The 22,092-nt window shown below is 71.6% G+C and carries 11 protein-coding genes; 4 read left to right on the top strand and 7 right to left on the bottom strand.

Annotated elements, in window-relative coordinates:
* Positions 1 to 7,821, bottom strand: coding sequence for a ricin-type beta-trefoil lectin domain protein (locus ACH4F2_RS00805; RefSeq protein ID WP_398130885.1), 7,821 nt, complete (start codon positions 7,819 to 7,821; stop codon positions 1 to 3).
* Positions 7,822 to 8,335: 514 nt separating this feature from the next.
* Here ACH4F2_RS00805 and ACH4F2_RS00810 point away from each other — a divergent pair.
* A complete protein-coding gene (locus ACH4F2_RS00810; protein WP_398130528.1) occupies positions 8,336 to 11,518 on the top strand; it encodes a DNRLRE domain-containing protein in 3,183 nt (1,060 codons plus the stop codon).
* Positions 11,519 to 11,669: 151 nt separating this feature from the next.
* Entirely contained in the window at positions 11,670 to 12,623 is a 954-nt protein-coding gene (gene era / locus ACH4F2_RS00815; RefSeq protein WP_361728896.1) for a GTPase Era, read from the top strand.
* A 34-nt stretch (positions 12,624 to 12,657) separates the two neighbouring features.
* On the opposite strand, the gene ACH4F2_RS00820 is transcribed toward era, so the two are convergent.
* The 4 genes from ACH4F2_RS00820 to ACH4F2_RS00835 form a co-directional block, all read right to left on the bottom strand.
* Positions 12,658 to 13,791, bottom strand: a complete 1,134-nt coding sequence (locus tag ACH4F2_RS00820) for a carbohydrate kinase family protein (RefSeq protein WP_398130886.1) — start codon at positions 13,789 to 13,791, stop codon at positions 12,658 to 12,660.
* Positions 13,792 to 13,947: 156 nt separating this feature from the next.
* The gene (locus tag ACH4F2_RS00825; protein ID WP_398130887.1) at positions 13,948 to 15,264 is read right to left on the bottom strand and encodes an MFS transporter; all 1,317 of its coding nucleotides are present in this window, start codon (positions 15,262 to 15,264) and stop codon (positions 13,948 to 13,950) included.
* Between the two features lie 141 nt (positions 15,265 to 15,405).
* Entirely contained in the window at positions 15,406 to 16,701 is a 1,296-nt protein-coding gene (locus ACH4F2_RS00830) for a glucarate dehydratase family protein (protein WP_398130529.1), read from the bottom strand.
* The gene (locus tag ACH4F2_RS00835) at positions 16,698 to 17,660 is read right to left on the bottom strand and encodes a 5-dehydro-4-deoxyglucarate dehydratase (protein WP_398130530.1); all 963 of its coding nucleotides are present in this window, start codon (positions 17,658 to 17,660) and stop codon (positions 16,698 to 16,700) included. Before ACH4F2_RS00835 ends, ACH4F2_RS00830 begins: the two co-directional genes overlap by 4 nt.
* A gap of 113 nt (positions 17,661 to 17,773) precedes the next feature.
* Here ACH4F2_RS00835 and ACH4F2_RS00840 point away from each other — a divergent pair, with 113 nt between their 5' ends.
* Positions 17,774 to 18,568, top strand: a complete 795-nt coding sequence (locus ACH4F2_RS00840) for an IclR family transcriptional regulator (protein ID WP_398130531.1) — start codon at positions 17,774 to 17,776, stop codon at positions 18,566 to 18,568.
* Between the two features lie 174 nt (positions 18,569 to 18,742).
* Positions 18,743 to 20,143 (top strand): MFS transporter, encoded by a 1,401-nt coding sequence (locus ACH4F2_RS00845; protein ID WP_398130532.1) that lies wholly within the window; start codon positions 18,743 to 18,745, stop codon positions 20,141 to 20,143.
* A gap of 21 nt (positions 20,144 to 20,164) precedes the next feature.
* Here ACH4F2_RS00845 and ACH4F2_RS00850 read toward each other — a convergent pair whose 3' ends face one another.
* Together ACH4F2_RS00850 and ACH4F2_RS00855 are read right to left on the bottom strand one after the other, a co-directional pair.
* Positions 20,165 to 21,163, bottom strand: a complete 999-nt coding sequence (locus tag ACH4F2_RS00850; protein WP_398130533.1) for an adenosine deaminase — start codon at positions 21,161 to 21,163, stop codon at positions 20,165 to 20,167.
* A gap of 20 nt (positions 21,164 to 21,183) precedes the next feature.
* Positions 21,184 to 22,089, bottom strand: a complete 906-nt coding sequence (locus ACH4F2_RS00855; RefSeq protein WP_398130534.1) for a ribonuclease Z — start codon at positions 22,087 to 22,089, stop codon at positions 21,184 to 21,186.
* Between the last annotated feature and the right edge of the window lie 3 nt (positions 22,090 to 22,092).

The following is a 22,092-nucleotide window of genomic DNA, read 5'->3' on the forward strand; positions in this document are numbered from 1 at the left end:
CTACCACTGAGCAGTGGTGGCTGAGGTAATGCTCGCGCCTCGTCCTGTCAGGAAGTTCTGACACGCGGGGCAGATGGGTCTGCTGACCACGAGCAGACGCGGCTGAATCTGGAGAATACCCGCCGCTTCCGTCCACAGTTTCACTTCGGCGTGCCACAGGTCGTCCTTGGCGACTGTCTTCGCCGGCTGCGGAACGCGGATGGCGAGGGTGCCGTTGCCGAGCGAGGGAAGAGACGTCCACTGGCGCTGCGTGAGGTCCGCGCGCGCTCCCACTGCGACGAGGTCCAGACCCCCGGTCGGGGTGTCCGCGTGCAGCGCTCCCATGGTGCGCCAGCCGGCGCCTCCCCCGGCCAGGTCGGTCATGTCGTCGACCATGTCCTGGAGGTGGTCGGGATCTGCCCCACCGGTGCCGCAGTTGTGGACCAGGACCGGCGCCGCCCCCGCCGCCACGAAGTACGTGTGGGCGTTGCCGACCGTCAGGTTGTGGACCGTCGTGCCGGGGCTCGTCCAGCGCTGGACCGCGGTGATCTGGACGTAGGCGCCGGCGCTGGTCTGGAGCCACTGGCCGGAGCGGAGGTCGGTGGCGTCGAGCCACTTGCCCAGTTCGGGGACCCAGAAGGGGTGGCCGTCGGTCGCGGTGACCTCGGCCGTCTTCGTGCCCGCCGCGCCGTCGGTGTCGATCGTGACCTTGACCAGGTGCTTCAGGCCCTCGCCCTTGATCTCGGCGGTGACCGTCTCGATCCGGCGTTCGCCGGTCCTCGGGTCGGTGGCGACGACCTTGTCGCCGGCCTTGACCTGCTCGATCGGCTTGGTGGTGCCGTCGGCCATCAGGACGTGGGTGCCCGGCACGAAGCTGTTGTTGATCGGGCACGAGCCGCCGTCGGCCTTGCCGGTGCCGCCGCTTCCGCTGCTGCCGCCCTTGCTGCGGGAGGAGCCGCCGGAGTTGCCGCCGGGCTTGGACGCCGCCTTCTTTCCGCCTCCCGATGCCTTGCTGACCGACGACACCTTCGGTGCCGCCTTGGCCTGGGCCTGTTTCTGGACGGCGTTGCCGGTCTTCTTGGCCTGGGCCGCCGCCTTGTCGGCGGTTCTCTTCGCCTGTTCCGCCGCCTTCTTCTTGGCGCGTTGCGCGGCTTCCTTCTTCGCCTTCGCGATCGCCGCCTTCTTGGCCTTCAGCGCCGCCGCCTCGGCCGCCTTCGCGGCCTTGAGCACGGCCTCGGCCGCCTTCTTGGCCTTGCGGAAGGCCTGGATGGCGTCGATGGTGCGGTCGATGGCCTTGATGACGCCCGGGATCTTGCCGGCCTTGAACCACGGGATGGCTCCGATGACCATGCCCGCGCAGGACCACATGTCACCGCCGAAGCAGGCCATGGCGTCGCTGATGCCGATGAAGTCCTTCAGCGTGCTCCATGCTGCGCCGAGGATCACCGAGGTCAGGGACTTGCCCATGGTGGCCTGGGCCTGCGAGACCTCCGCCGCCGACAGCCCCGCTCCCGCGAGGGCCGCGGCCTTCTCGGAGGCGGTCAGGGAGATGGCCAGACCCGTCGGGTCGGACATCGTCACCGGGTTGTTGTGCGCGTAGGAATAGCCGTTGGACTGGAGCAGGTCGTTCAGGTCCAGCACCGGGTCGGCGGACAGGAATCGTCCGACCACCGGGTCGTACAGCCGGGCGCCCAGTGGCTGGAAACCGGAGCTGTCGTCGCGGGTGGCGCCCAGGAACCCGGAGTGCGTCTGCAGGTCGGATCCGACCGTGTCCGCGCCCCGCTGGTTGCCGAACGGGTCCTGCTTGCGGACGCGTACCGCCATGTCGCCGGAGAGGGCGACCTCCGCGTAGGTGCTGCCCTGGTGGTCACCGGCGAGCGCGACCAGGGCCTCGCTGCCGTTGCCGTTGGCGTAGCGCATGACCGCGCCGCCGGGCGCCGAGTAGGTGCGCTGGGTGTGGACCAGGGCGCCGCCCGGACGGACGGTGACCTCGGCCTCGCCCAGGTACAGGGTGGCCTGCTTGTCCTTGATCCGCAGCAGCTGCGAGCCGTCGGGGCCGTAGATGTAGCGGGTGTCGTTCTGCGGGGACCACTGCTGCTCGGTCTTGCCTGCGCCGCAGGCGGCGAGCACGATCGGCGTCGAGTCCGTGGAGACGCCGTCCTTCACCGTCAGGCACAGGCCCGAGGCGATGTGGGTCAGCTGGCCGGAGGCGTTGCGCTTCAGTTCCTGGGCGGCCGAGCCGTCGCACTTCTGGAGCTGGACGGCCGCACCGGCCGTGTTGCCCGCGGGCTGCACGCACCAGTCGTCGTGGATGACCATGGTGCCCCGGTCGGGGTCGGTCTGTGCCGTCCCGGGGGTGGGGGCGAAGCGCCAGCTCTGCGCCACCGAGGCGTTGCAGGAGTACAGCTGGACGGGCTGCCCGGCCGCCGCCGTGCCGCTCTTCAGGTCCAGGCACTTGTCGGCCAGACCCACGTACGGGGTCCTGCCACCGCTTCCCTGGCCCTTGATCCGGTCGATCTTGCCGTCGTAGGTCCAGGTCAGTTCCTGCTTGTCGCCGTTCTCGACGGAGGTGACCGACTTGGTCTCGCCGGTCAGCTCGTACAAGCGCTCCGCCTCGGCCTTGACCTGCGCGCCCTGCGGCGTGGTGTAGGTCTTGGACACCTTGGTCAGCGTGTGCGGCTGGGTGCCGTCGGCCTTGCCGTAGGAGTAGGTGGTCGTGGCGTCCTTGGCGGTGGCGCCGGTGAGGTCCTTCTCGGTCAGCTTGGTGCGGTTGCCGACGAGGTCGTACTCGTACTCCTGCCAGTAGCCGGTGCCGTCCTTGCCGGCGGCCACGCCGAGCGTGCCGTCGGTGTTCTTCGGGGCGGCGCAGGCGGTCTGGTCCTTGGCGGTCCAGGCCGTCTTGAGCTGGCCGAGCGGGTCGTAGGCGAAGCACTGGCGCTCGGCGATGCCGTCCGAGTGCTCGCGGATCGAGGTGACGTTGCCGGAGGGGTCGTAGGTGTAGGAGCGGTTGGAGACGAGGTGGCCGGAGACCACGCTCTGGTCGCCGGTCCCCTCGCGGTAGACCGACTGGTCCTTCAGCTCACCGGTGGACTCGTCGAAGGAGCTCTGCGTCCACACCCGGTACGGCTGCGCGCCCAGCGTCGAGCGCAGCACCTGGCCGTAGGAGTCGTAGACCGTCTCGGCGCCGTACCAGTCCTTGCCGGAGATCGAGAGGGGCTTGCCGTACTTGTTGTAGCGGACGACGAGCTTCTCGGCGTCGAGGCGGCCGACGGCCGGCAGCGTGGCTTCCTCGAGGGCGCCGGTGTCGTTGTAGGTGTAGCCGTAGGTGTAGGAGGTCTTCAGGCCCCAGGTGTCGGCCAGCGACTGCGGCAGGGTCAGCGTGGTCGCGGTCGGGTCGTAGTCCTTGGTGTAGCCGTTGACGCGCTGGGTGTAGGCCTCGCCGTCGGTGTAGCGGGTGGCGGTGGCCGGCATGCCCTTGCCGCCGGGGGCCGAGTCGTAGCCCAGGTCGGCGAGCAGCTTGCCGGTGGCGCTGTCCAGGCGCTGCTGGGTCGGGCGGGACAGGACGTCGTAGCCGTTCCAGACGGTGACCCCGCGGGCGTTGGTGGTGGTCAGCGTCCGGTCGCGGTGGTCGTAGGTGGTGCGGGTGGTGCCCGTGTCCGGGTCGGTGGCGCTGGTCTGCCGGCCGCGGTGGTCGTACGTCCACGTGTACGGGTGCGTGGGGTCGGCCGAGTTGGCCGCCTTCACCAGCTGACCGCGGTGGTCGTACGTGTACCGCATCGAAGTGAATCCGCTGGGCGCCGAGTTGAAGGTGTCGACGCGGGAGGTGCGGCCGAGGGCGTCGGTGAAGACGCGGTAGGAGGAGGTTCCGGCCGGGTTGACGACCTTGGACCAGTCCTGGCCGTACTCGTAGCGGGTCGCCTTCGCCTCGACCGGCTGCGAGGTCGCTTCCTTGGTCTCCGGGTCCATGACCTTGAGGACCGGCGTCTCCTGCACCACGCGGCCCAGGCCGTCGTAGGTGTACTGGGTGATGTTGGGGACGGCCGTGTCCGCGAGCGGGGTGAACAGCTCGCCCGGCTTCGCCTCGTGGGTGAGGTAGGCGTTCCTGGTCTGCCAGATCTCGCCCGAGCTGTTGAACAGCGTGTCGGTGATCAGGTGACCGCCGCCGTCCGCCTCCTCCTGCGTCTGCCGCTCGCGGCCGAGGCCGTCGTAGAGGGTGACGGAGGCTTCCACGCGGTCGTTGTGGCCGCGGGTGTAGGAGGTGACGAAGGGGGGCTTGCGGTCCGGGTTGGCCGGGTCGTACTTCGGGACGGTGTAGACGGCCCTGAAGTCCGCGACGGACGAGCTCGACGGGGTGCGGCCCGGACCCCAGGCCTCCAGGAGGCGGCCCAGCGGGTCGTACTTGGCCTCGCTGACGTGTCCGTTGGCGTCGGTGGTCTTCAGGGTGGTGGAGCGGCCCGGCTCCAGCACCTGCTTCTGGGTGTGGCCGACCGCGTTGGTCTCGGTGACCTCGAAGACCTGCCCGGTGGCCGGGGTGTAGGTGATCGTGCCGGACTTGCCGTCCGGGTCGGTCTGCTTGACGACCCGGCCGACGGCGTCGAACTGGCTGGTGCCGTTGGTCTGGAAACCGGTGCCGGCGCCGTTGAGGGACCAGGTCTCGGTGGCCAGGCCGCGGGTGGTGCCGGAGAGCGCGGTGCCGTAGCCCGTGCCGTCGTAGGCGGTGCGGGTGGCGCCGCTGAGCGTGGACAGGTCGGAGAAGTCGGCGTTCGCGCAGGTGGTGGGCGAGACCATGACCTGCTTGGTCAGGCCGACGAGGTTCTTGCCGGGGTGGTGGAGGTACTCCATCCGGGTGCAGGACTCGTCGCCGGGCTTGCCGGTGTCGCCGAGCGACTCGACCTGGGTGGGCAGGCCGTGCGTCGACTCGTACTCCGTCTTCGACTCGACGACCCGCTGGGTGCGGTCGTCGTCACCGGTGCCGGAGGACTTGGTGTACGCGATCTCCCTGGGCTCCGTGACGCGCCAGGCGCGCAGCGGGCTCAGTCCGTCGTCGCGGTCGCGCCTGCCCAGTTCGGTGGCGGCGGGGACGGTGACGCTGCGGGACAGCCAGTCGGTGTCGGCGTCGGAGGCGTTGGTGTAGGTCAGTTCCTCGGCGATGCGGCCGGCGAAGGGCTCACGGTCCTTGGCTATCTCGGCGCCGGTGATGTCCTTCACCGGGACGGTGTCGCCCATGCCGCGGAAGTAGCGGGTGACGGCCTTGGACTTCTTGCTGCCGATGCTCGGCTCGTCCGTGCCCGTGATCACCGTGGTCTGCTCGAACCCGGCGAAGTGGGAGTAGGTGCGGGTGGACTTCTTGGTGAACTCCGACTCGGCGAGCCTCCAGCCGGCGTTCTTGTACTCGTAGCCGGTGCGTGTGCTGAAGGATCCGTCGACGTTGGGGAGTTCCTCGATGGAGTCGACGACGTACTTGTGGAACCAGTCGATCTCCTCGTCCTCGGGGTCGGGGCTCCAGAACTGGGGGTAGCACAGGCGGTTGTTGGACTTCAGCGCGGCGGTGTCCGACTTGCCGGGCAGTCCGGTGCCGGTGGCGCAGTCGCCCGCGGCCGGCTTGTAGGTGACGACGGTCTCGCCGCCGTACTCGTTGATGACGCGCGCGACACGCAGCCGGGAGAAGCCGGGGCGCGGGTCGTTCGGCCGCATGACCCGGTTGGGCATGTCGTCCGCGTTGGACTCGAAGCGCACCGCGTTGAGTTCGACGCTGTCGTCGGTGGAGCCGTTGCGGGCGTAGCCGGTGCGCTGGATCGACTCCAGCCACAGGGCGGTGTTCGGGCCGGTCTTCAGGACCGGGAAGCTCTGCTGGAGCGCGTACCGGTCGACGACCTGGCGGGCCTCGGTGTCGGTGCGCCGCTGGGCGGAGGTCTGGATCTCCTTCAGGCGCATGCGGCTCCAGAAGGAGGGGCCGGCGTTCCAGCAGGTCTTGCCGGAGGCGCACCGCAGGTCGGCCGGGGTGTCGTACCAGATGCGGTACTTGCCCGGGTCCTTGTCGGTGAAGTTCCCCTCGGAGCAGGTCAGCGAGCCCTCGGTGAAGCAGCGTTCGTCGACGGTGAAGTTGACGCGGGCCGGGGCGGGCGCGGAGAAGATGCTGTCCTTGCGCTGGCCGTAGTCGATGCGGGTCAGGTAGCCGCCGCGGTCGTAGACGACGGGGGCCTTGAAGTTGAAGTTGCGCGCGTAGTGGTTCTGCTCGGTCTTCCACCACAGGGACATGGCGTTGCCGTGGACGTCCTCGACGTAGTCGAGGTTCCAGCGCCAGCCCTGCGTGCACCAGGAGCCGGCCCAGTCGCCGGCCTTGTAGCAGTCCTCACCCGGGTGGTTGCCGTACACCGGGACGGTCAGCACCGAGTCGGTGACCGGGCTGCCGTCGGTGTGGCCGGGGAGTTCGTGCAGGCCGAAGTGGTAGCGGGTGCCGTCGCGGGTGGTGACGACCCAGTACTCGCCGTTGCGGGCGCCGTTCTTGGTCTCGGGGTCCTCGATGCGCTCGACCTTGGCGCCGTCGCCGTTGGCCGTGATCCACTTGCCCTGGTCGTCGTCCCACACCAGCTCGGTGGTCATGCCGCCGAGTGACAGGGTGGCGTTGTCGGAACCCCAGCACAGGTCCGCGGTGCGGTGGGTGGCGTTGTTCGACCCGGCCTTCTTGGAGTCCTGACGGCAGTTGGCGTAGGTGCGGGTGATGGAGCCCGGGTTGTAGTCCCAGCCGTCGCCGATCCAGGAGGCCTGGTTGTTGGTGGCGGAGGTGCGTCCGTCCACGGTCTGCGAGGAGTAGCTCAGCGCGATCTTCGGCATCAGGCCGCCCGCGGTCTCGGGGACCTGGACCTGGTAGCCGTAGGTGAAGGCGCCGGAGGAGGCTCCGGCGGACCAGGATCCCGAGGTCAGCAGCGGCGTCGCGGTGAAGTCGCCGGCGGCCGAGGCGCCGGTGTCCATGGCGCCGATCACCTGCGGGCCGGAGGCGTCGACCGCCTGGAGGGCGCCGGTGCGGGCGGAGGCGGTGCGGGCGGAGGCACCGGACGGCTTCGGGGCGGACTCGGGGGTCTGATCCGTGCCGGTCTCCGGGACCTGCCGGGCGGCCGCTTCGCCGCCGAGCAGGTCGGCGACCGGTACGGAGCCGGTCAGGACCTTGTGGGTGGTGGCGTTCCGGGGGGCCTTCGCCTTGGTGGGTGCCTCCTTCGCCGGCACCACCTCGACCGTGCTGGGCAGCCGCTCGGCCTTGTCGCCGGCCTTCCCCGACATGGTCTGCGCACCGCCCTCGGCGGCGCAGTCACCGGTGTCGGGGGAGGTCAGCACGCACTCGGGCAGCAGCACCAGGCCGAAGCGGTCGGCGGCCTGCGGGCCGTAGAGGTCGGCGAAGGAGGTGGTGTCGACGGTGAGCGCGACCTGTGCGGCCGGGTCGGCGGTGGCCGGCGGGGTGACCTGCATGATCAGGCCCGAGACACCGGCCTCCTGGGACGCGGCGGGCGCGGCCAGGTCGACCTTCCACTCACCCGCGACGGCGGCGGCGGCGGTTCCTTCCGGCACACCGACCGCGACGGGCAGGCCGCCCGAGACCGGGACCGTGGTGCCGGCGGCGGCGTCCGCGGCCAGGGTCGCGGTGCCGCTGCCCTCCGTCCATGGCGTGACGGCGGCCGGCGCGTACGGGTCGACGGGGACCACGTCCGCGGTGGTGAGGTTCTTCTCCGCCTCCTCGTCCCCGTCGAGGGAGGTGCTCTCGGGCAGGTCGGGGAGGTCGATCGCCCCTTCGCGGCTCATGCCGGGACCCGGTACCGCCCATGCCTGAGCGCTGAGGGTCGTGACCATCATCGTCGAGGACAACAGGAGGACGGTCGCCACGCGGCCGTGCCGCCGACGCCGTCGTTGTGACTCCGTCAGGGCCGGGCGTCTACGCCCCAGCCAGGACAGCGGACTCTGAGCACGCATGCGCGTCGACTCCCACCCAGGCAAACGAATGTGCCCGCACCATCTGACATGCGCGCCACAGGCTTCAAGATCGACAAATCGACTCGTGGCTCAATTCACGTGATCCGCGCCACGCCTGATGTCACATCAGAACGTCACTTCTCGCCACTGGCGAGATGTATGGCGAAAAAGCGACGTCATCGCCGCACAACAGGTGATCAAAAGCCGTACATGCGACACCTGGATTCCGGCCGGGCGCGGTCACGGGGCGGTCATCACAAATTCATAAATTCTTCATACGTGGACGGCCCGTGCGGATCGTGTGATCGTGTGCGCGCCCATGCCCCGCGGCCCGCCGCCCGGGGCTGTCCGTGCTGCCCCCATCCGCCTGGTCCACACGGGAGTGACCACCGCCGTGTCCGCGCCGCCCCGTCTTCTCAGCCCCCTCGTGCGCACGCGCACCAGGCTGGCCCTCACCCTCGGCCTCGTCCTGGCCGCCCTCACCGCCGCCCTGCTGCCCTGGTGGACGCCCGACGACTCGTCGACGCCGCAGGCGGACCGGGCGACGGACGCCAAGCCGGCCGCGACCGGCCCCCGCGACGAGGCGGCCGCCGCGGCTGAGGCCCGCCGCACCCGCAAGCAGGTCCTCGTCGACACCGCGACCACCGCGACCTCGCAGACCTGGGCACGCCCCGACGGGAAGATGCGCACCGAGATCACCGCGCTGCCCCGGCGGGCGAAGAACGCCGAGGGGGCGTGGGCGCCGATCGACAACCGGCTCCGGAAGACCGGGAAGGCCGGCGACACCCTCGGCGTCCGCCCGGTCAACCCCGTGATGCCGGTGCGGTTCTCCAGCGGCACCGCCGGCGGGAAGGACCGCGCCGACCGCTCCTACGCCCGGCTGCCGCTGGCCGACGGTGTCGCCGCGCGGGACACCGTGCTGGCCGAGATGGACATCGACGGCCACACCGTCGCCTACACCTGGCCGGGCGAGCTGCCCGAGCCGGTGCTCGACGGCCCCCGGGCCCTCTACCCGGAGGTACTGCCGGGCGTCGATCTGCTCCTGGTCGCACGCGAGGAGGGCGGCTTCGCCCAGCTGCTCATCGTCAAGGACCGCGAGGCCGCGCGGAGCGAGGCACTGGCGAAGGTCTCCTACGGGCTGCGCTCGCAAACGGCCGTGTTCCAGTACGACGAGGCGGGCAGCCGCGTCAGCGTGCTGGACGGGGCCGGCAAGGAGCTCGGCTCCCTCCCGACGCCGTTCGCCTGGGACTCCAGCGGCCGTGACCCCGAGCAGCCCGAGGGCGAGCTCCGCACCTCCGTGGCCACGCCGGCCGACGTGCTGAAGCTGTCCGGGCTCAGCGGCATCGAGCCCGGCGCGCGGCAGGCCCAGATGCCGATGCGGCTGGCGGGCGACCGGACGAAGACGGCCCGGGTCGACCTCGGGCTGGGCGAGGCCGGGCTGCTGACCGACCCGGCGACCCGCTTCCCCGTCTTCGTCGACCCGACCCTCAACGGGCCGTGGCAGGCCTGGACGGTGGCGTACAAGCCGTACCCGAACAGCAGCTTCTGGAACGGCACCAACTTCAGCTCCGGCACCTCGGACGCCCGCGTCGGCCACGAGGACGACTCGAACGGCACCGCCCGCTCCTTCTGGCGGATGAAGTTCAGCAGCGGCCTGAAGGGAGCGACGGTCACCGACGCGAAGTTCAAGGTGCTGAACAACCACTCCTGGTCGTGCACCGAACGTGAGTTCAAGTTCTATCTGACCGGGTCGATCTCGTCCGGCACGACGTGGAACAAGCAGCCGAGCTGGTCCACGGAACTCGCCAAGCAGTCCTTCGCGCACGGCTGGTCCTCCGGCGGCTGCCCCGACGAGTACGAGTCGTTCGACGTGGACCAGGCCGCCCAGAAGGGCGCGGACAGCGGCTGGTCGAACATCACCTTCGGCATGCGCGCCACCAGCGAGTCGGACACCCAGACCTGGCGGAAGTTCCGGGCGACCTCGGCGACCCTGACGGTCGACTACAACCGCAAGCCCAGCCAGCCCACCGGCGGCAAGTCGTCGCCCGGCGGTGTCTGCTCGCCCGGCCCGGGCGCGGGAGTGACCATCGGCAAGACCGACATCACACTGTCGGCGAACGCCAAGGACCCGGACGGCAACCTCAAGTCGCTGCAGTTCCGCTTCTGGAAGACCGGCGGTACTCCGGTCACCTACACGAAGACCCCGGACTCCGGCGGCACCGCCAGGGCGGTCATCCCGGCCACCCTGCCGCTGGCGGACAAGACCACCTACTCGTGGGACGTGCGCGCCGTGGACACCGAGGGCGCGGCCTCCACGTACTTCCCGACGGGCACCGAGCCCTGCCGGCTCACGGTCGACGCCACGGCTCCGCCCCAGCCCGAGATCGAGAGCGTGGACTTCCCGGCGGCCACGTCCGACGGGCAGACCTGGTCGAGGGTCAAGTTCGGCACGACCGGCTCGGTGACCTTCACCTCCGCGGGCGCGGCGAAGTTCCAGTACGCGATCGAGGGCCTGGACTGGGTCTACGTGACGGCCGACGCGGCCGGCAAGGCCACCCTCCCCGCCCTGAGGCCGCCGCACGCCGGCCCCAACTGGCTGAACGTGTACGCCTACGACGCGCACGGCAACAGGAGCGCCCGCTCGGACCACGCCTTCTACGTCCCGCCCCGGGACACGGCCGACGCACCCGGTGACACCGGCGGCGACGGGGTCCCCGACCTGCTGATCGTGAACGAGAGCGGCAACCTGTTCAACTGCGTGGGCAACGAGGGCGGCGAGCTGTACGGCTGCCTGGGCGCCGCGTACACCAAGGACGACAACTCCTCGGACACGAAACTGCACCCGGCGAACCACTGGTTCGACCCGGCCACCGGCAAGGCCGCGCTGATCACCCACTACGCGGACGCCTACCCCGGCGACGGCGCCACCGACCTGTTCGCCGTCACCCCCGACGGCAGGTTCTGGCTCTACCCCGGTGACGGCTACGGCAGCTTCGACGTCGGCGACCGGCTCGGTGTCCGCCTGCCCGCGGGCGTCCCGGCACCCTCGACCTGGACGCAGATCAAGGCGGTCGGCGACATCACCGGCGACCGGCATCCCGACCTGGTGCTGCGGGCCGGCGCCGAGTTCTGGACGCTGTCCGGCTACACCGGTGCCGCCTTCCAGTCGGCCACGCTGATGAACGACGACGCCTGGGCGCGCCGCGAGATCGTCAACGTCGCCGACATCAACGGCGACAAGACGCCCGACCTGCTGTGGCGCAACCTGGACAACGGCAACATGTACGTCCGGCACGGCAAGCCCGGGCCCGTCAGCGGCAGCGTCGACCTCGTCTCGCTGAAGCTGGCCACCGGCTCCCTCAACGGCGACGTGGCCTACGGCACGTCCTGGACGGAGGCCAACGTGCCGACGGCCATCGGCATCCCCGACGTCAGCGGCGACGGCGTTCCCGACATCTGGGCACGCCTGCGCTCCGACGGCCAGACGCGGATCTACCACCCCTCCAGGACCAACACGAATTCCCCCGTGAAGGTCGTCCTGACCGTGGACTGGAACGCGGTCAAGGCCTTCGGCTGACGCCACCGCGACGCCGTACCGCCGGGCCCCGGCCGCCTCCCCCTCGGGAGGGGGCCGGGGCCCGGTCGTCTCCCTCCCCCCGGGCGCGGGCCGCGCGGGCATCGGCGACCGTGGTACGGCGACGCTCCGGGGATCAGGGACAATGGGCGCCATGAGCGTTCGTACCCAGTCATCCGAAGAGCCGGCCGAGGCTGTCCACAGGGCCGGCTTCGCCTGCTTCGTGGGCCGCCCCAACGCGGGCAAGTCCACCCTCACGAACGCTCTGGTCGGGCAGAAGGTGGCGATCACCTCGAACCGTCCGCAGACCACCCGGCACACCGTGCGGGGCATCGTGCACCGCCCGGAGGCGCAGCTGATCCTGGTGGACACCCCGGGGCTGCACAAGCCGCGCACACTGCTGGGCGAGCGGCTCAACGACGTCGTGCGGACGACGTGGGCCGAGGTGGACGTCATCGGGTTCTGCCTGCCGGCGAACGAGAAGCTGGGCCCCGGCGACCGCTTCATCGCCAAGGAACTGGCCGGGATCAAGAAGACCCCGAAGGTCGCGATCGTCACCAAGACCGACCTGGTGGACTCCAAGACACTGGCTGAGCAGCTGATCGCGATCGATCAGCTCGGCCAGGAACTGGGGATCACCTGGGCGGAGATCGTCCCGGTGTCGGCCACCGGGAACCAGCAGGTGGACCTGCTCGCGGACCTGCTGACCCCGCTGCTGCCCGAGGGTCCCGCGCTCTACCCCGAGGGCGACCTGACCGACGAGCCCGAGCAGGTCATGGTCGCCGAGCTGATCCGGGAGGCCGCGCTGGAGGGCGTACGGGACGAGCTGCCGCACTCCATCGCGGTGGTCGTGGAGGAGATGCTCCCGCGCGAGGACCGCCCCGCCGACAAGCCGCTCCTGGACATCCACGCCAACGTCTACATCGAGCGTCCCAGCCAGAAGGGCATCATCATCGGCCCCAAGGGCAAGCGCCTGAAGGACGTCGGCATCAAGTCCCGCAAGCAGATCGAGGCGCTGCTCGGGACCCCGGTCTTCCTGGACCTGCACGTCAAGGTCGCCAAGGACTGGCAGCGCGACCCGAAGCAGCTCCGACGGCTCGGCTTCTGACCCGCCCCGGGCGCCTTCGCGGCGGCGTGGGCGGTCAGGTCGGGGGGCGGAAGCCGATGGTCGGGACCGCGCGGCGCAGGGGCCACGAGCCGGGCAGGTCGTCCGGGACCAGGTCCGCCAGGAACGCGTAGCGGCTGAGGGCCGTCGGGTCCTGGCTCTCGACCGACTGGACCTTGCGCCACCAGGTCGCGATCTCGCACCAGCCGGGCGCCGACAGCGAGCCGCCGAACTCCTGGACGGAGAGGGCGGCGGTGAGGCCCGCGAAGGCGAGGCGGTCGGCCAGCGGCCAGCCGGCCAGGGTTCCGGTGACGAACCCGGCGACGAAGACGTCCCCGGCGCCGGTCGGGTCCAGGGCCTCGACCTCGATGGCCGGGACCTCGGCGCTCTCCCCCGTACGCCGGTCCACCGCGTACGCGCCGTCCGCGCCGAGCGTGACCACGGCGAGCGGCACGTGCTCGGTCAGGGCGTGCGCCGCGGCGCGGGGGCAGGTGGCTCCCGTGTAGCGCATCGCCTCCGCCGCGTTCGGCAGGAAGGCCTCGCAGTGCGCGAGGTCGGGCAGCCCGGCCAGGTCCCAGGCGCCGGTCTCGTCCCAGCCGACGTCGGCGAAGACACGGGTGCCGCGCGCCGCTGCCTGGGCGATCCAGGGGGCGCGGACACCGGGTGTGAGCGAGGCGACGGCGGCGCGGGCGCGGGGCGGGCAGTCGGGGGTGGGTTCCTCCGGCGGCGGCTCGTGCCCGTGGGAGACCATCGTGCGCTCCCCCTCGTACGCCATCGAGACCGTCACCGGCGAGTGCCAGCCGGGCACGGTGCGCGAGGGGGTCAGGTCGATGCCCTCGCCCTGGGCGAGGACGTCCCAGCAGTAGTCGCCGTAGTGGTCGTCGCCGAAGGCCGCCGCCAGCGAGGTGCGCAGACCCAGGCGGGCCAGCGCGGTCGCCATGTTCGCCACGCCGCCCGGGCTCGACCCCATCCCGCGTGCCCAGGACTCGGTCCCGCGCACCGGGGCGGAGTCGAGCCCGGTGAAGACGACGTCGAGGAAGACGGTGCCGGTCAGGTACACGTCCCAGGGCGGGTCCTGCGGTGTGCGCAGGGCGGCGAGGGGGTCGACCCGGGGTTGGTGGTGCGATGCCTCGTCCGGGACGTGGCGGTGTGTTCTCTCGTCGGCCGGCATGACGGGCGTGGCCGGTACGTCGGACGCGGTGGAGACGGTGGACGTGGTGGAGGCTGACACGGTGCGCTCCCTGGCATGGTGCGGACCCCGCCAGTGTGCACCACGCCGCCGACAGTGCGGCGGCGTTCGCGCCGGGGGTGTCAGGCGCCGGAGGTGTCAGGCGGTGGCCGGTCCCGGCCGCGCGGTCCGGGCGGCGCCCGGGGTGGTCTCCGGGGCGGTGGGCACGGGTGCCTTCGCCGGGCGTGTACGGACCCGGTCGTTGCGTCCGCCGCCGCGCACCAGCAGCACGCTCAGCGCGGCCAGGAAGCCGACGACGGTGAGGCCGACCAGGCCGCCCTTGGTCGATCCGGTGGTGTCCTCGATGATCCCGAAGGCAGTCGGGGCGACGAACCCGCCGAGGTTGCCGATGGAGTTGATCAGCGCGATGCCGGGTGCGGCGGCCCGGGCGTCGAGATAGCTCTGCGGGATGGTCCAGAAAATGGGGGATGCCGGCTTGAAGCCCATCGCGGCCAGGCACAGCGCTCCCAGACCGGCCCAGGGCGAGACGAACACGGCCAGCAGGGTGCCGCAGCCGCCGAGGAGGAGCAGGATCACCAGCACGGGCCGGCGCTTGCCGATCCGGTCGGAGATCCGCCCGCTGACGAACAGGGCGACCAGCGCGCACAGCCACGGCACGGCGGTCAGCAACCCCACCTGGAAGTCACTCACTCCGCCGATGTCGTCCACGATGGACGGCAGCCAGAACGTCACCGCGTACAGGGCCACGTTGATGGCGAAGTAGATCCACAGGAAGAGCAGCATCTGCGGGTCGGCGAGGAGTTTCCACCGGGAGACCTCGGCCGCCCCGGTGCCGCGCCGCGCGTCCCGCGCGTCCTGCTCGGCGTCGATCACCGCGACGAGGCCGGTCTTCTCCTCGTCGGTGAGCCAGGTCGCCTGCTCGATGCCGGAGTCGAGGAAGCGGTAGACGACGAAGCCGAGGACGACGGAGAAGACGCCTTCGATGAAGAACATCCACTGCCAGCCCGAGTGGCCCCAGATGCCGTGCATCTCCATCAGCGCCCCGGAGACCGGGCCGACGATGACGGTCGCGGTGCCGGAGCCCATCAGGAAGATCGACGTGGCGCGGCCCCGGTGGGAGTCGGGCAGCCAGCGGCTGAAGTAGTAGATGACGGCCGGGAAGAAGCCGGCCTCGGCGACGCCGAGCAGGAAGCGCAGGGCGTAGAACATCTCCACGCTGTTGACGAAGGCCATCGCGGTGGCGACGACGCCCCAGCTGATCATGATGCGGGTGAGCCACACCTTGGGCCCGAACCGCTCCATCAGGATGTTGGAGGGGACTTCGAAGATGGCGTACGCGATGAAGAAGATGCCCGCGCCGAGTCCGAACGCGGCGGCCGACAGCCCCACGTCGGCGCGGAGTTCGTCCTGGGCGAAGCCCAGGTTGACGCGGTCCATGTAGTTCGCCACGAACATGACGAAGAACAGGGGGACCACGCGGCGGAAGATCTTCCGGATGGCGGACTGGACGGCGGGTGGGCGCTGCGCTTCGGGGACTGGGGGCACTGCGGACACGAGCGGCTCCGGTCGTGGCAGGGGTGGGGGGAAGCGGGCGGTTCACCAACGGGGGACGGACGGGGTGACCCACTCGGGGTCGGCGACCCGCATGGCGGCCGCGTCGTCGCGGTCGCGGAGCGTGCCGTCGTCGTCGAGCCAGCGGCGGTGGAGGAACTCGAGGCGGTCGCGGTCGAGTTCGACGCCGAGGCCGGGCGCGTCGGAGACGGCCACCTTGCCGCCGTGGAAGGTGAGCCGTTCGGTGAGCACGTCCTCGGACTGCCAGGGGTAGTGGGAGTCGCAGGCGTGGTGGAGGTCGGGGACGGTGGCCGCCACGTGGGTCATGGCGGCCAGGCTGATGCCCAGGTGGGTGTTGGAGTGCATGGAGATGCCGACGCCGAAGGTCCGGCAGACGGCGGCGAGTCGCTGGGTGTTGCGCAGTCCGCCCCAGTAGTGGTGGTCGGAGAGCACGACCTGCACGGCGCCCTTGGTGAACGCCTCCTGGATCTCGGCGAACGTCGTCACGCACATGTTGGTCGCGAGCGGCACCCCGGTCCTCGCGGCGACCTCGGCCATGGCCGGGGTGCCGAGCGCGGGGTCCTCCAGGTACTCCAGGACGTCCCCGAGCTCGTCGGCGACCTTCAGCGAGGTCTCCACGGACCAGGCCCCGTTGGGGTCCAGGCGCAGGGGGTGGCCGGGGAAGGCCTCGGCGAGGGCCCTGATCGCGGCGATCTCCTCGTCGGGCGGGAAGACGCCGCCCTTGAGCTTGAAGGAGGTGAAGCCGTAGCGCTCGGTGAAGGTACGGGCCTGTGCGACGACCCCGGCCGGGTCGACGGCGGCGCCCCAGTCGTCCTTCTCCGCGGCCACGCCCGCCGGGTGGCCGGCCCACTTGTAGAAGAGGTACGCGCTGTACTCCACGGCGTCGCGCACCTTGCCGCCCAGCAGGGCGTGCACGGGCAGGCCGAGCGCCTTGCCCAGGGCGTCGAGGCAGGCGACCTCGAAGCCGGACACGACGGACAGGCGCAGCTTGTCGGCGGTCTGGACGCCGCGCAGTCCGCCGACGTCCACCTGGCCCGAGACCCGGGCGGCGTCGACGGCCACCTCGTCGGCGGCCGGGAACAGGCCGTTGAGGTCGCATACCCGGCGGCCGACCAGCTTCTCGGCGAAGGGGCGGGCCAGCTCCAGGTACTTGGCGTCGCCGTAGGTCTCGCCGACGCCGGTGACGCCGTCGGCGGTCTCGACCTCGACGATCAGGCGGGGGGTGTACGGCTGGTGGACGCCCTGCGTGTTGAGCAGGGGCGGGTCGGCGACCAGGATCGGCGTCAGGCGGACGGCCGTGATGGTGAGGTCGCGGGTCACAGGGCGGCTCCTACGAGGTCGAGTCCGGCGGTGAGCAGGGTTTCGAGTTCGGCCAGGTCGGTGGCGGAGGGAGCGGTGAGCGGGGCGCGGACGGGGCCGACCGGGCAGCCGCGCAGCCCCGCCGCCGCCTTCACGAGGGACACGGCGTATCCGGGGACGCGGTCGCGCAGTTCGACGAAGGGGACGTAGAAGTCGCGCAGCAGCCTGTCGACGGTGCCGGTGTCGCCGTCCCGCAGTGCGGCGAGGAAGGCGCCCGCGATCTCGGGCGCGAAGGCGTGCACGGCGGAGGAGTAGGCGGGGACGCCGACGGCGGCGTAGGCGCGGGCCTGGACCTCGGCGGTCGCGGCGCCGTTGAAGAACAGGAAGTCCTCGGGGGCGGCGAGGACCATGCGCTGGAGGCGGTCCAGGTCGCTGTGGCCGTCCTTGAGGCCGATCACGCCGGGGATGCCGGCGATGTGCCTCAGGGACTCGGCGGTGTAGGTGACCTGGCCGCGCTGGTAGGCGATCAGCGGGAGGCGGGTGCCGGCGGCGATCCGCTCCAGCTGGGCGACCAGGCCCTCCTGCGGGGCGGTGGTGAGGTAGTGCGGCATGACGAGGAGGGCGTCGGCGCCGGCGTCCTCGGCGATGCGCGCGAACCGTACCGCCTGCGCCCAGCCGTACCCGGTGCCGGCGACGACGGGCACGCGCCCGGCGGTCTCCTCGACGGCGATGGTGACGACCCTGCGGTACTCGTCCTCGTCCAGGGAGAAGAACTCGCCGGTGCCGCACGCGGGGAAGAGGGCGCCGGGGCCGGCGGCGAGCCGTTCGGCGACGTAGGCCCGGTAGCCGTCGGGGTCCAGGGACCCGTCGTCACGGAAGCTGGTCAGCGGGAAGGACAGCACGCCCGACGCCATACCCTCCCGCAGCCGCCGGACCACAGCCGTCCGGGCGGCGTCGGTATCGGATTCCACGATCGTCATCCTTCTGACTCCCTCTGTCTCCGTATATAGATGACATCCACGTATGGAGATGGAGATTAGATAGGTGACCGGGTGGCGTCAATGGGTCGGCGGCATCCGTCTACGATCGGCACATGTCGGAGACAGGGGGCGCGGCGGCCGGCGTCCGTGAGGTCAAGTCCGCGGCGCGCACGGTGGAACTGCTGGAGGTACTGGCCGCCCGCGGGGACCGTCCGGCGCGGCTCCAGGAGCTTGCGGACGAGCTGGAGGTGCCGCGCAGCTCCATGTACGCGCTGCTCCAGACCCTGATCTCACGCGGCTGGGTCCGCACCGACGTCACCGGCTCGCTGTACGGCATCGGCATCCACGCCCTGCTCACCGGCACCAGCTACCTCGACTCCGACCCGCGCGTGCGGGTGGCGCGGCCGTATCTCGACGAGGCGTCCCAGGCGTTGGGCGAGACGATCCACCTGGGGCGGCTGGACGGGCACGACGTGGCCTACCTGGCGACGCGGGAGTCGCACGAGTACCTGCGCACGATCAGCAGGGTGGGGCGCCGGCTGCCCGCCCACGTGGGCGCGCTGGGCAAGGCGCTGCTGGCCCAGCGGCCGGACGCGGAGCTGCCCGAGGGGCCGTACGAGGCGCTCACCCCGAACACGTACACCAGCAAGGAGGCCCTGGCCGCCGACCTGGCCCGGACCCGGGAGCGCGGTTACTCCGTCGACCGCGAGGAGGGCGTGACGGGAATCGTCGGCTTCGGCTTCGCGCTGCGGTACGAGGTCCCGGCCCTGGACGCGATCAGCTGCTCGGTGCCGGTGGCCCGGCTGACGCCCGATCACGAGGCGCGGATCGTCGCGGTGATGCGGGATATCAGGGCCAAGATGGAGGCCACGATTCCGGCCGGAGGCGGGTCGGTTCACTGGAGGTAGCGCACTCGGCTACCCGGACCCGAAGCCCCCAAACGCCTATGTGATCCAGATCACACCCCCTCGCCTGTTTCGCTGTTCCCCGCGCTTGATACAAATTGCCCGCGCGTGCCTGTCCGTCGACGGTCGTCGCCCCCTCTTCTCCCCACCCTCCTTTCGCATGCCCTGGGAACGCCCGTGTTCGCCCCCCGTACCGCCCCCTGGCCCCTCGTCGCCCTTTTCACGGCCGGTTACCTTCCTCCGTATCTGCTGCCCACCACCGTGGGCAGACTCGACACCGGCCTCGCGCTGACCACCACTCAGGCGGGTGCCGTCGGCAGTGCGCTGCTGCTGAGTTCGGCGACCGCGGGCTTCCTGCTCGCCTCCCGGGTGCAGCGGTTCGGCGCCCGCGCGCTGGCCCGGTTCGGCCTCGCCCTGGCCGTCCTCGGCTACGGCGCCGCCTCGCTCACCACCGCCGTGCCGGCCGTCGTCGCCGGCGCGGTCGTGGGCGGCTTCGGCTCCGGTACGGCCACCACGGTCGCCGCCACCCTGATCGCCGCCTTGGGGGTCCCCCCGCGCGAGGGTGCTCGAGCCCCGGGGAACGATCCGCACCGAGCCTCCACGCTGGGCCTGCTGAGCGTGTCCGCGCTGGCCGGCGCGGTGTACCTGACGGTGCCGCACCTCGGACGGGCGCACGGGCTGCCGCTGGCCGCCATCGCCCTGACCGCTCTCGCGGTGTGGCCGCTGACCGGCCGGCTGCCGGGCGGGAGGGCTCCGGGCGGGAGGGCCACGCCGGCGGCCGGGCACGGCACCGGCACCACCGTCACGCTCCCCCGTCGCCGCTCCGGGCTGGTCCTCGCCGTCGCCGTGCTGTGCTGGTCCCTCGCGCAGAACTCCCTGTGGGGCGTCAGCGGGCGGATCGGACTGACGCAGGCCCACCTGGGCGACGCCGCCCTCGGAGCCGTCCTCGCCGCCGCGCTGGGCGCGGGACTGGTGGGCGTGCTGGTGGCGGGTGCGCTCGGGCCGCGGCTGGGGCGTGCGATGCCCATCGGGGCCGGGACCGTGGTCATCGCCGGCTGCATCGCCCTGACCGCGTCCGCGACCACCCCCACGACCTTCGCGGCCGGGGAGATCGCCTGGAACACGCTGTACCCGGTGGTCCTGTCGTACCTGATCGGCCTCGCCGCCTCCCTCGACCCGCGCGGCCGCTGGGCGGTGCTCGTCGGGTCGGCGTCCTCGCTGGGCACGGCGGCCGGGCCGCTGACCGGGACCGCGCTGTCGGCGCAGGCCGGCTATCCGGTCATGGGCCTGGTCCTCGGCGCCGGTCTGCTGCTGGTCGCCGCGCCGATGACCGCCGTCGCCCTGCACACCGGCGGGCGTCCGCTGCTGCCCGGCGCGATCCGGCGCCGCGGTGGCACCCCGGCCGCCCTGGTCGCCGCCGCCACCGGCACGCCCAGCGGTGCCGTGCCCGAGGTCGGCGCCACGGAGCAGCCGGTCGTGGAGATCGCCGTGGACACGCCGGCCGTCGCCGTCCGGCGCGCCTACGACACGGCGGGACCCCGGCAGGCGGCGGCCACACCGGGGTCCGGAACGGGCTGAGTCACGCGGGGAAGGGCTCAGTCACGCGGAGGGGAACTCGTACGCCTCCACCTCGGCGAGGTACCGCGCCCGCAGTTCCTCGTCGTCCTCCAGGAAGGAGGCGAGGAAGGAGTTGCGGGCCAGCTCCCGCAGCCGCTCCCCGGTGAGGCCGAGGGCCTCGCGCACGGCGTCGAAGTTGTCGCCCGCGTAGCCGCCGAAGTAGGCGGGGTCGTCGGAGTTGACCGTGCACATGAGGCCCGCGTCGAGCATCGCGGGCAGCGGGTGGTCGGCGAGGGTGTCGACCGTGCGCAGCCGGACGTTGGACAGCGGGCACAGGGTCAGCGGGACGCGCTCACGCACCAGCCGTTCGACCAGTGCCGGGTCCTCCACCGAGCGCAGGCCGTGGTCGATCCGCTCGACGCCGAGGACGTCCAGGGCCTCGGTGACGTACTCCGGCGGCCCTTCCTCGCCCGCGTGCGCGACCCTGCGCAGACCGAGGGCGGCGGCGGCCTCGTACACCTCGCGGAACTTGACCGGCGGGTGGCCGACCTCGGCGGAGTCCAGGCCGACGCCGGTGATCCGGTCGAGGTGGGGCTTGGCGGCTTCCAGGGTCTCCAGCGCCGACTCGGCGGACTCGTCGCGCAGGAAGCACATGATCAGGCGCGTGGAGACGCCGTGCTGCTCCTGGCTGCGGCCGAGCGCCCGCCACAGCCCCTCCACGACCGTGCCCATCTCCACGCCCCGGGCGAGGTGCGCCTGCGGGTCGAAGAAGATCTCCGCGTGCCGCACGCCCTGCGCGGCGGCGCGGGCGAGGTAGGCGTTCGCGAGGTCCTCGAAGTCCCGCTCGGTGCGCAGAACGGCCATGAGCTCGTAGTACAGGTTCAGGAAGGACTGGAGGTCCGCGAACCGGTACGCCTCGCGCAGCGCGTCCGTGTCCGCGTACGGCAGGGACACGCCGTTGCGGGCGGCCAGCTCGAAGGCCAGCTCGGGCTCCAGGGTGCCTTCGATGTGGAGGTGCAGTTCAGCTTTGGGCAGGGGCATCAGAGAATCGTACGGCCGTTTTACCGACGTTTCGGAACCGGGACTCTCAGTAGGTCGTGGGCCACGGTCAGCTCACCCTCGTAGCCCGCCGCCCGCGCCTGCCGTTCGAACTCCTCCGGGTCCGAGTAGCGCTGGCTGAAGTGGGTGAGGACCAGGTGCCGTACGCCCGCGTCCCGGGCGGCCCGCGCGGCCTGGCCGGCGGTGAGGTGCCCGTGGTCGGTGGCGAGGGCCTCGTCCTCGTCGAGGAAGGTGGACTCGATGACCAGCAGGTCGCAGCCCTCGGCGAGCGCGTGCACGCCCTCGCAGAGCCGGGTGTCCATGACGAACGCGAACCGCTGCCCGCGGCGGATCTCGCTGACCTCGTCGAGGGGGACGCCGTTCAGCGAGCCGTCGCGCTGGATGCGGCCCACGTCGGGGCCCTTGATGCCGTGCGCGGCCAGGCGCTCGGGCAGCATGCGGCGGCCGTCGGGCTCGGTGAGGCGGTAGCCGTACGACTCGACGGGGTGGGAGAGCCGGCGGGCGTCGAGGGTGTAGGCGGGGGTGACCGCCAGGGTTCCGTCCGCGGCGACCGGTGCCTCGGTGAGGGCGACCGTCTCGCGGTAGGCGGTGGCGTACCGCAGGCGGTCGAAGAAGCGCTGCCCGGAGCGCGGGTAGTGGGCGGTGACCTCGTGCGGCACCTGATCGAGGTTGATCCGCTGGATGACGCCTGCCAGGCCCAGGCTGTGGTCGCCGTGGAAGTGGGTGACGCAGATCCGGTTCAGGTCGTGGGCGGCGACCCCGGCCCGCAGCATCTGGCGCTGTGTGCCCTCGCCGGGGTCGAACAGGATGCCCTCGCCGTCCCAGCGCAGCAGGTAGCCGTTGTGGTTGCGGTGCCGGGTCGGGACCTGGCTGGCGGTGCCGAGGACCACCAGTTCGCGTACGGACATCGT

Origin of the sequence: Streptomyces sp. NPDC017890 (assembly GCF_044328675.1) — a bacterium.
GTDB lineage: Bacteria > Actinomycetota > Actinomycetes > Streptomycetales > Streptomycetaceae > Streptomyces.

Excerpts from the sequence above, each read along its gene's own strand:
- ACH4F2_RS00825 (WP_398130887.1), bottom strand. The coding sequence starts at position 15,264 with ATGTTCGTGGCGAACTACATGGACCGCGTCAACCTGGGCTTCGCCCAG.
- ACH4F2_RS00850 (WP_398130533.1), bottom strand. The coding sequence starts at position 21,163 with ATGCCCCTGCCCAAAGCTGAACTGCACCTCCACATCGAAGGCACCCTG.
- era (WP_361728896.1), top strand. The coding sequence starts at position 11,670 with ATGAGCGTTCGTACCCAGTCATCCGAAGAGCCGGCCGAGGCTGTCCAC.
- ACH4F2_RS00805 (WP_398130885.1), bottom strand. The coding sequence starts at position 7,821 with ATGGTCACGACCCTCAGCGCTCAGGCATGGGCGGTACCGGGTCCCGGC.
- ACH4F2_RS00855 (WP_398130534.1), bottom strand. The coding sequence starts at position 22,089 with ATGTCCGTACGCGAACTGGTGGTCCTCGGCACCGCCAGCCAGGTCCCG.
- ACH4F2_RS00840 (WP_398130531.1), top strand. The coding sequence starts at position 17,774 with ATGTCGGAGACAGGGGGCGCGGCGGCCGGCGTCCGTGAGGTCAAGTCC.
- ACH4F2_RS00820 (WP_398130886.1), bottom strand. The coding sequence starts at position 13,791 with ATGCCGGCCGACGAGAGAACACACCGCCACGTCCCGGACGAGGCATCG.
- ACH4F2_RS00835 (WP_398130530.1), bottom strand. The coding sequence starts at position 17,660 with ATGACGATCGTGGAATCCGATACCGACGCCGCCCGGACGGCTGTGGTC.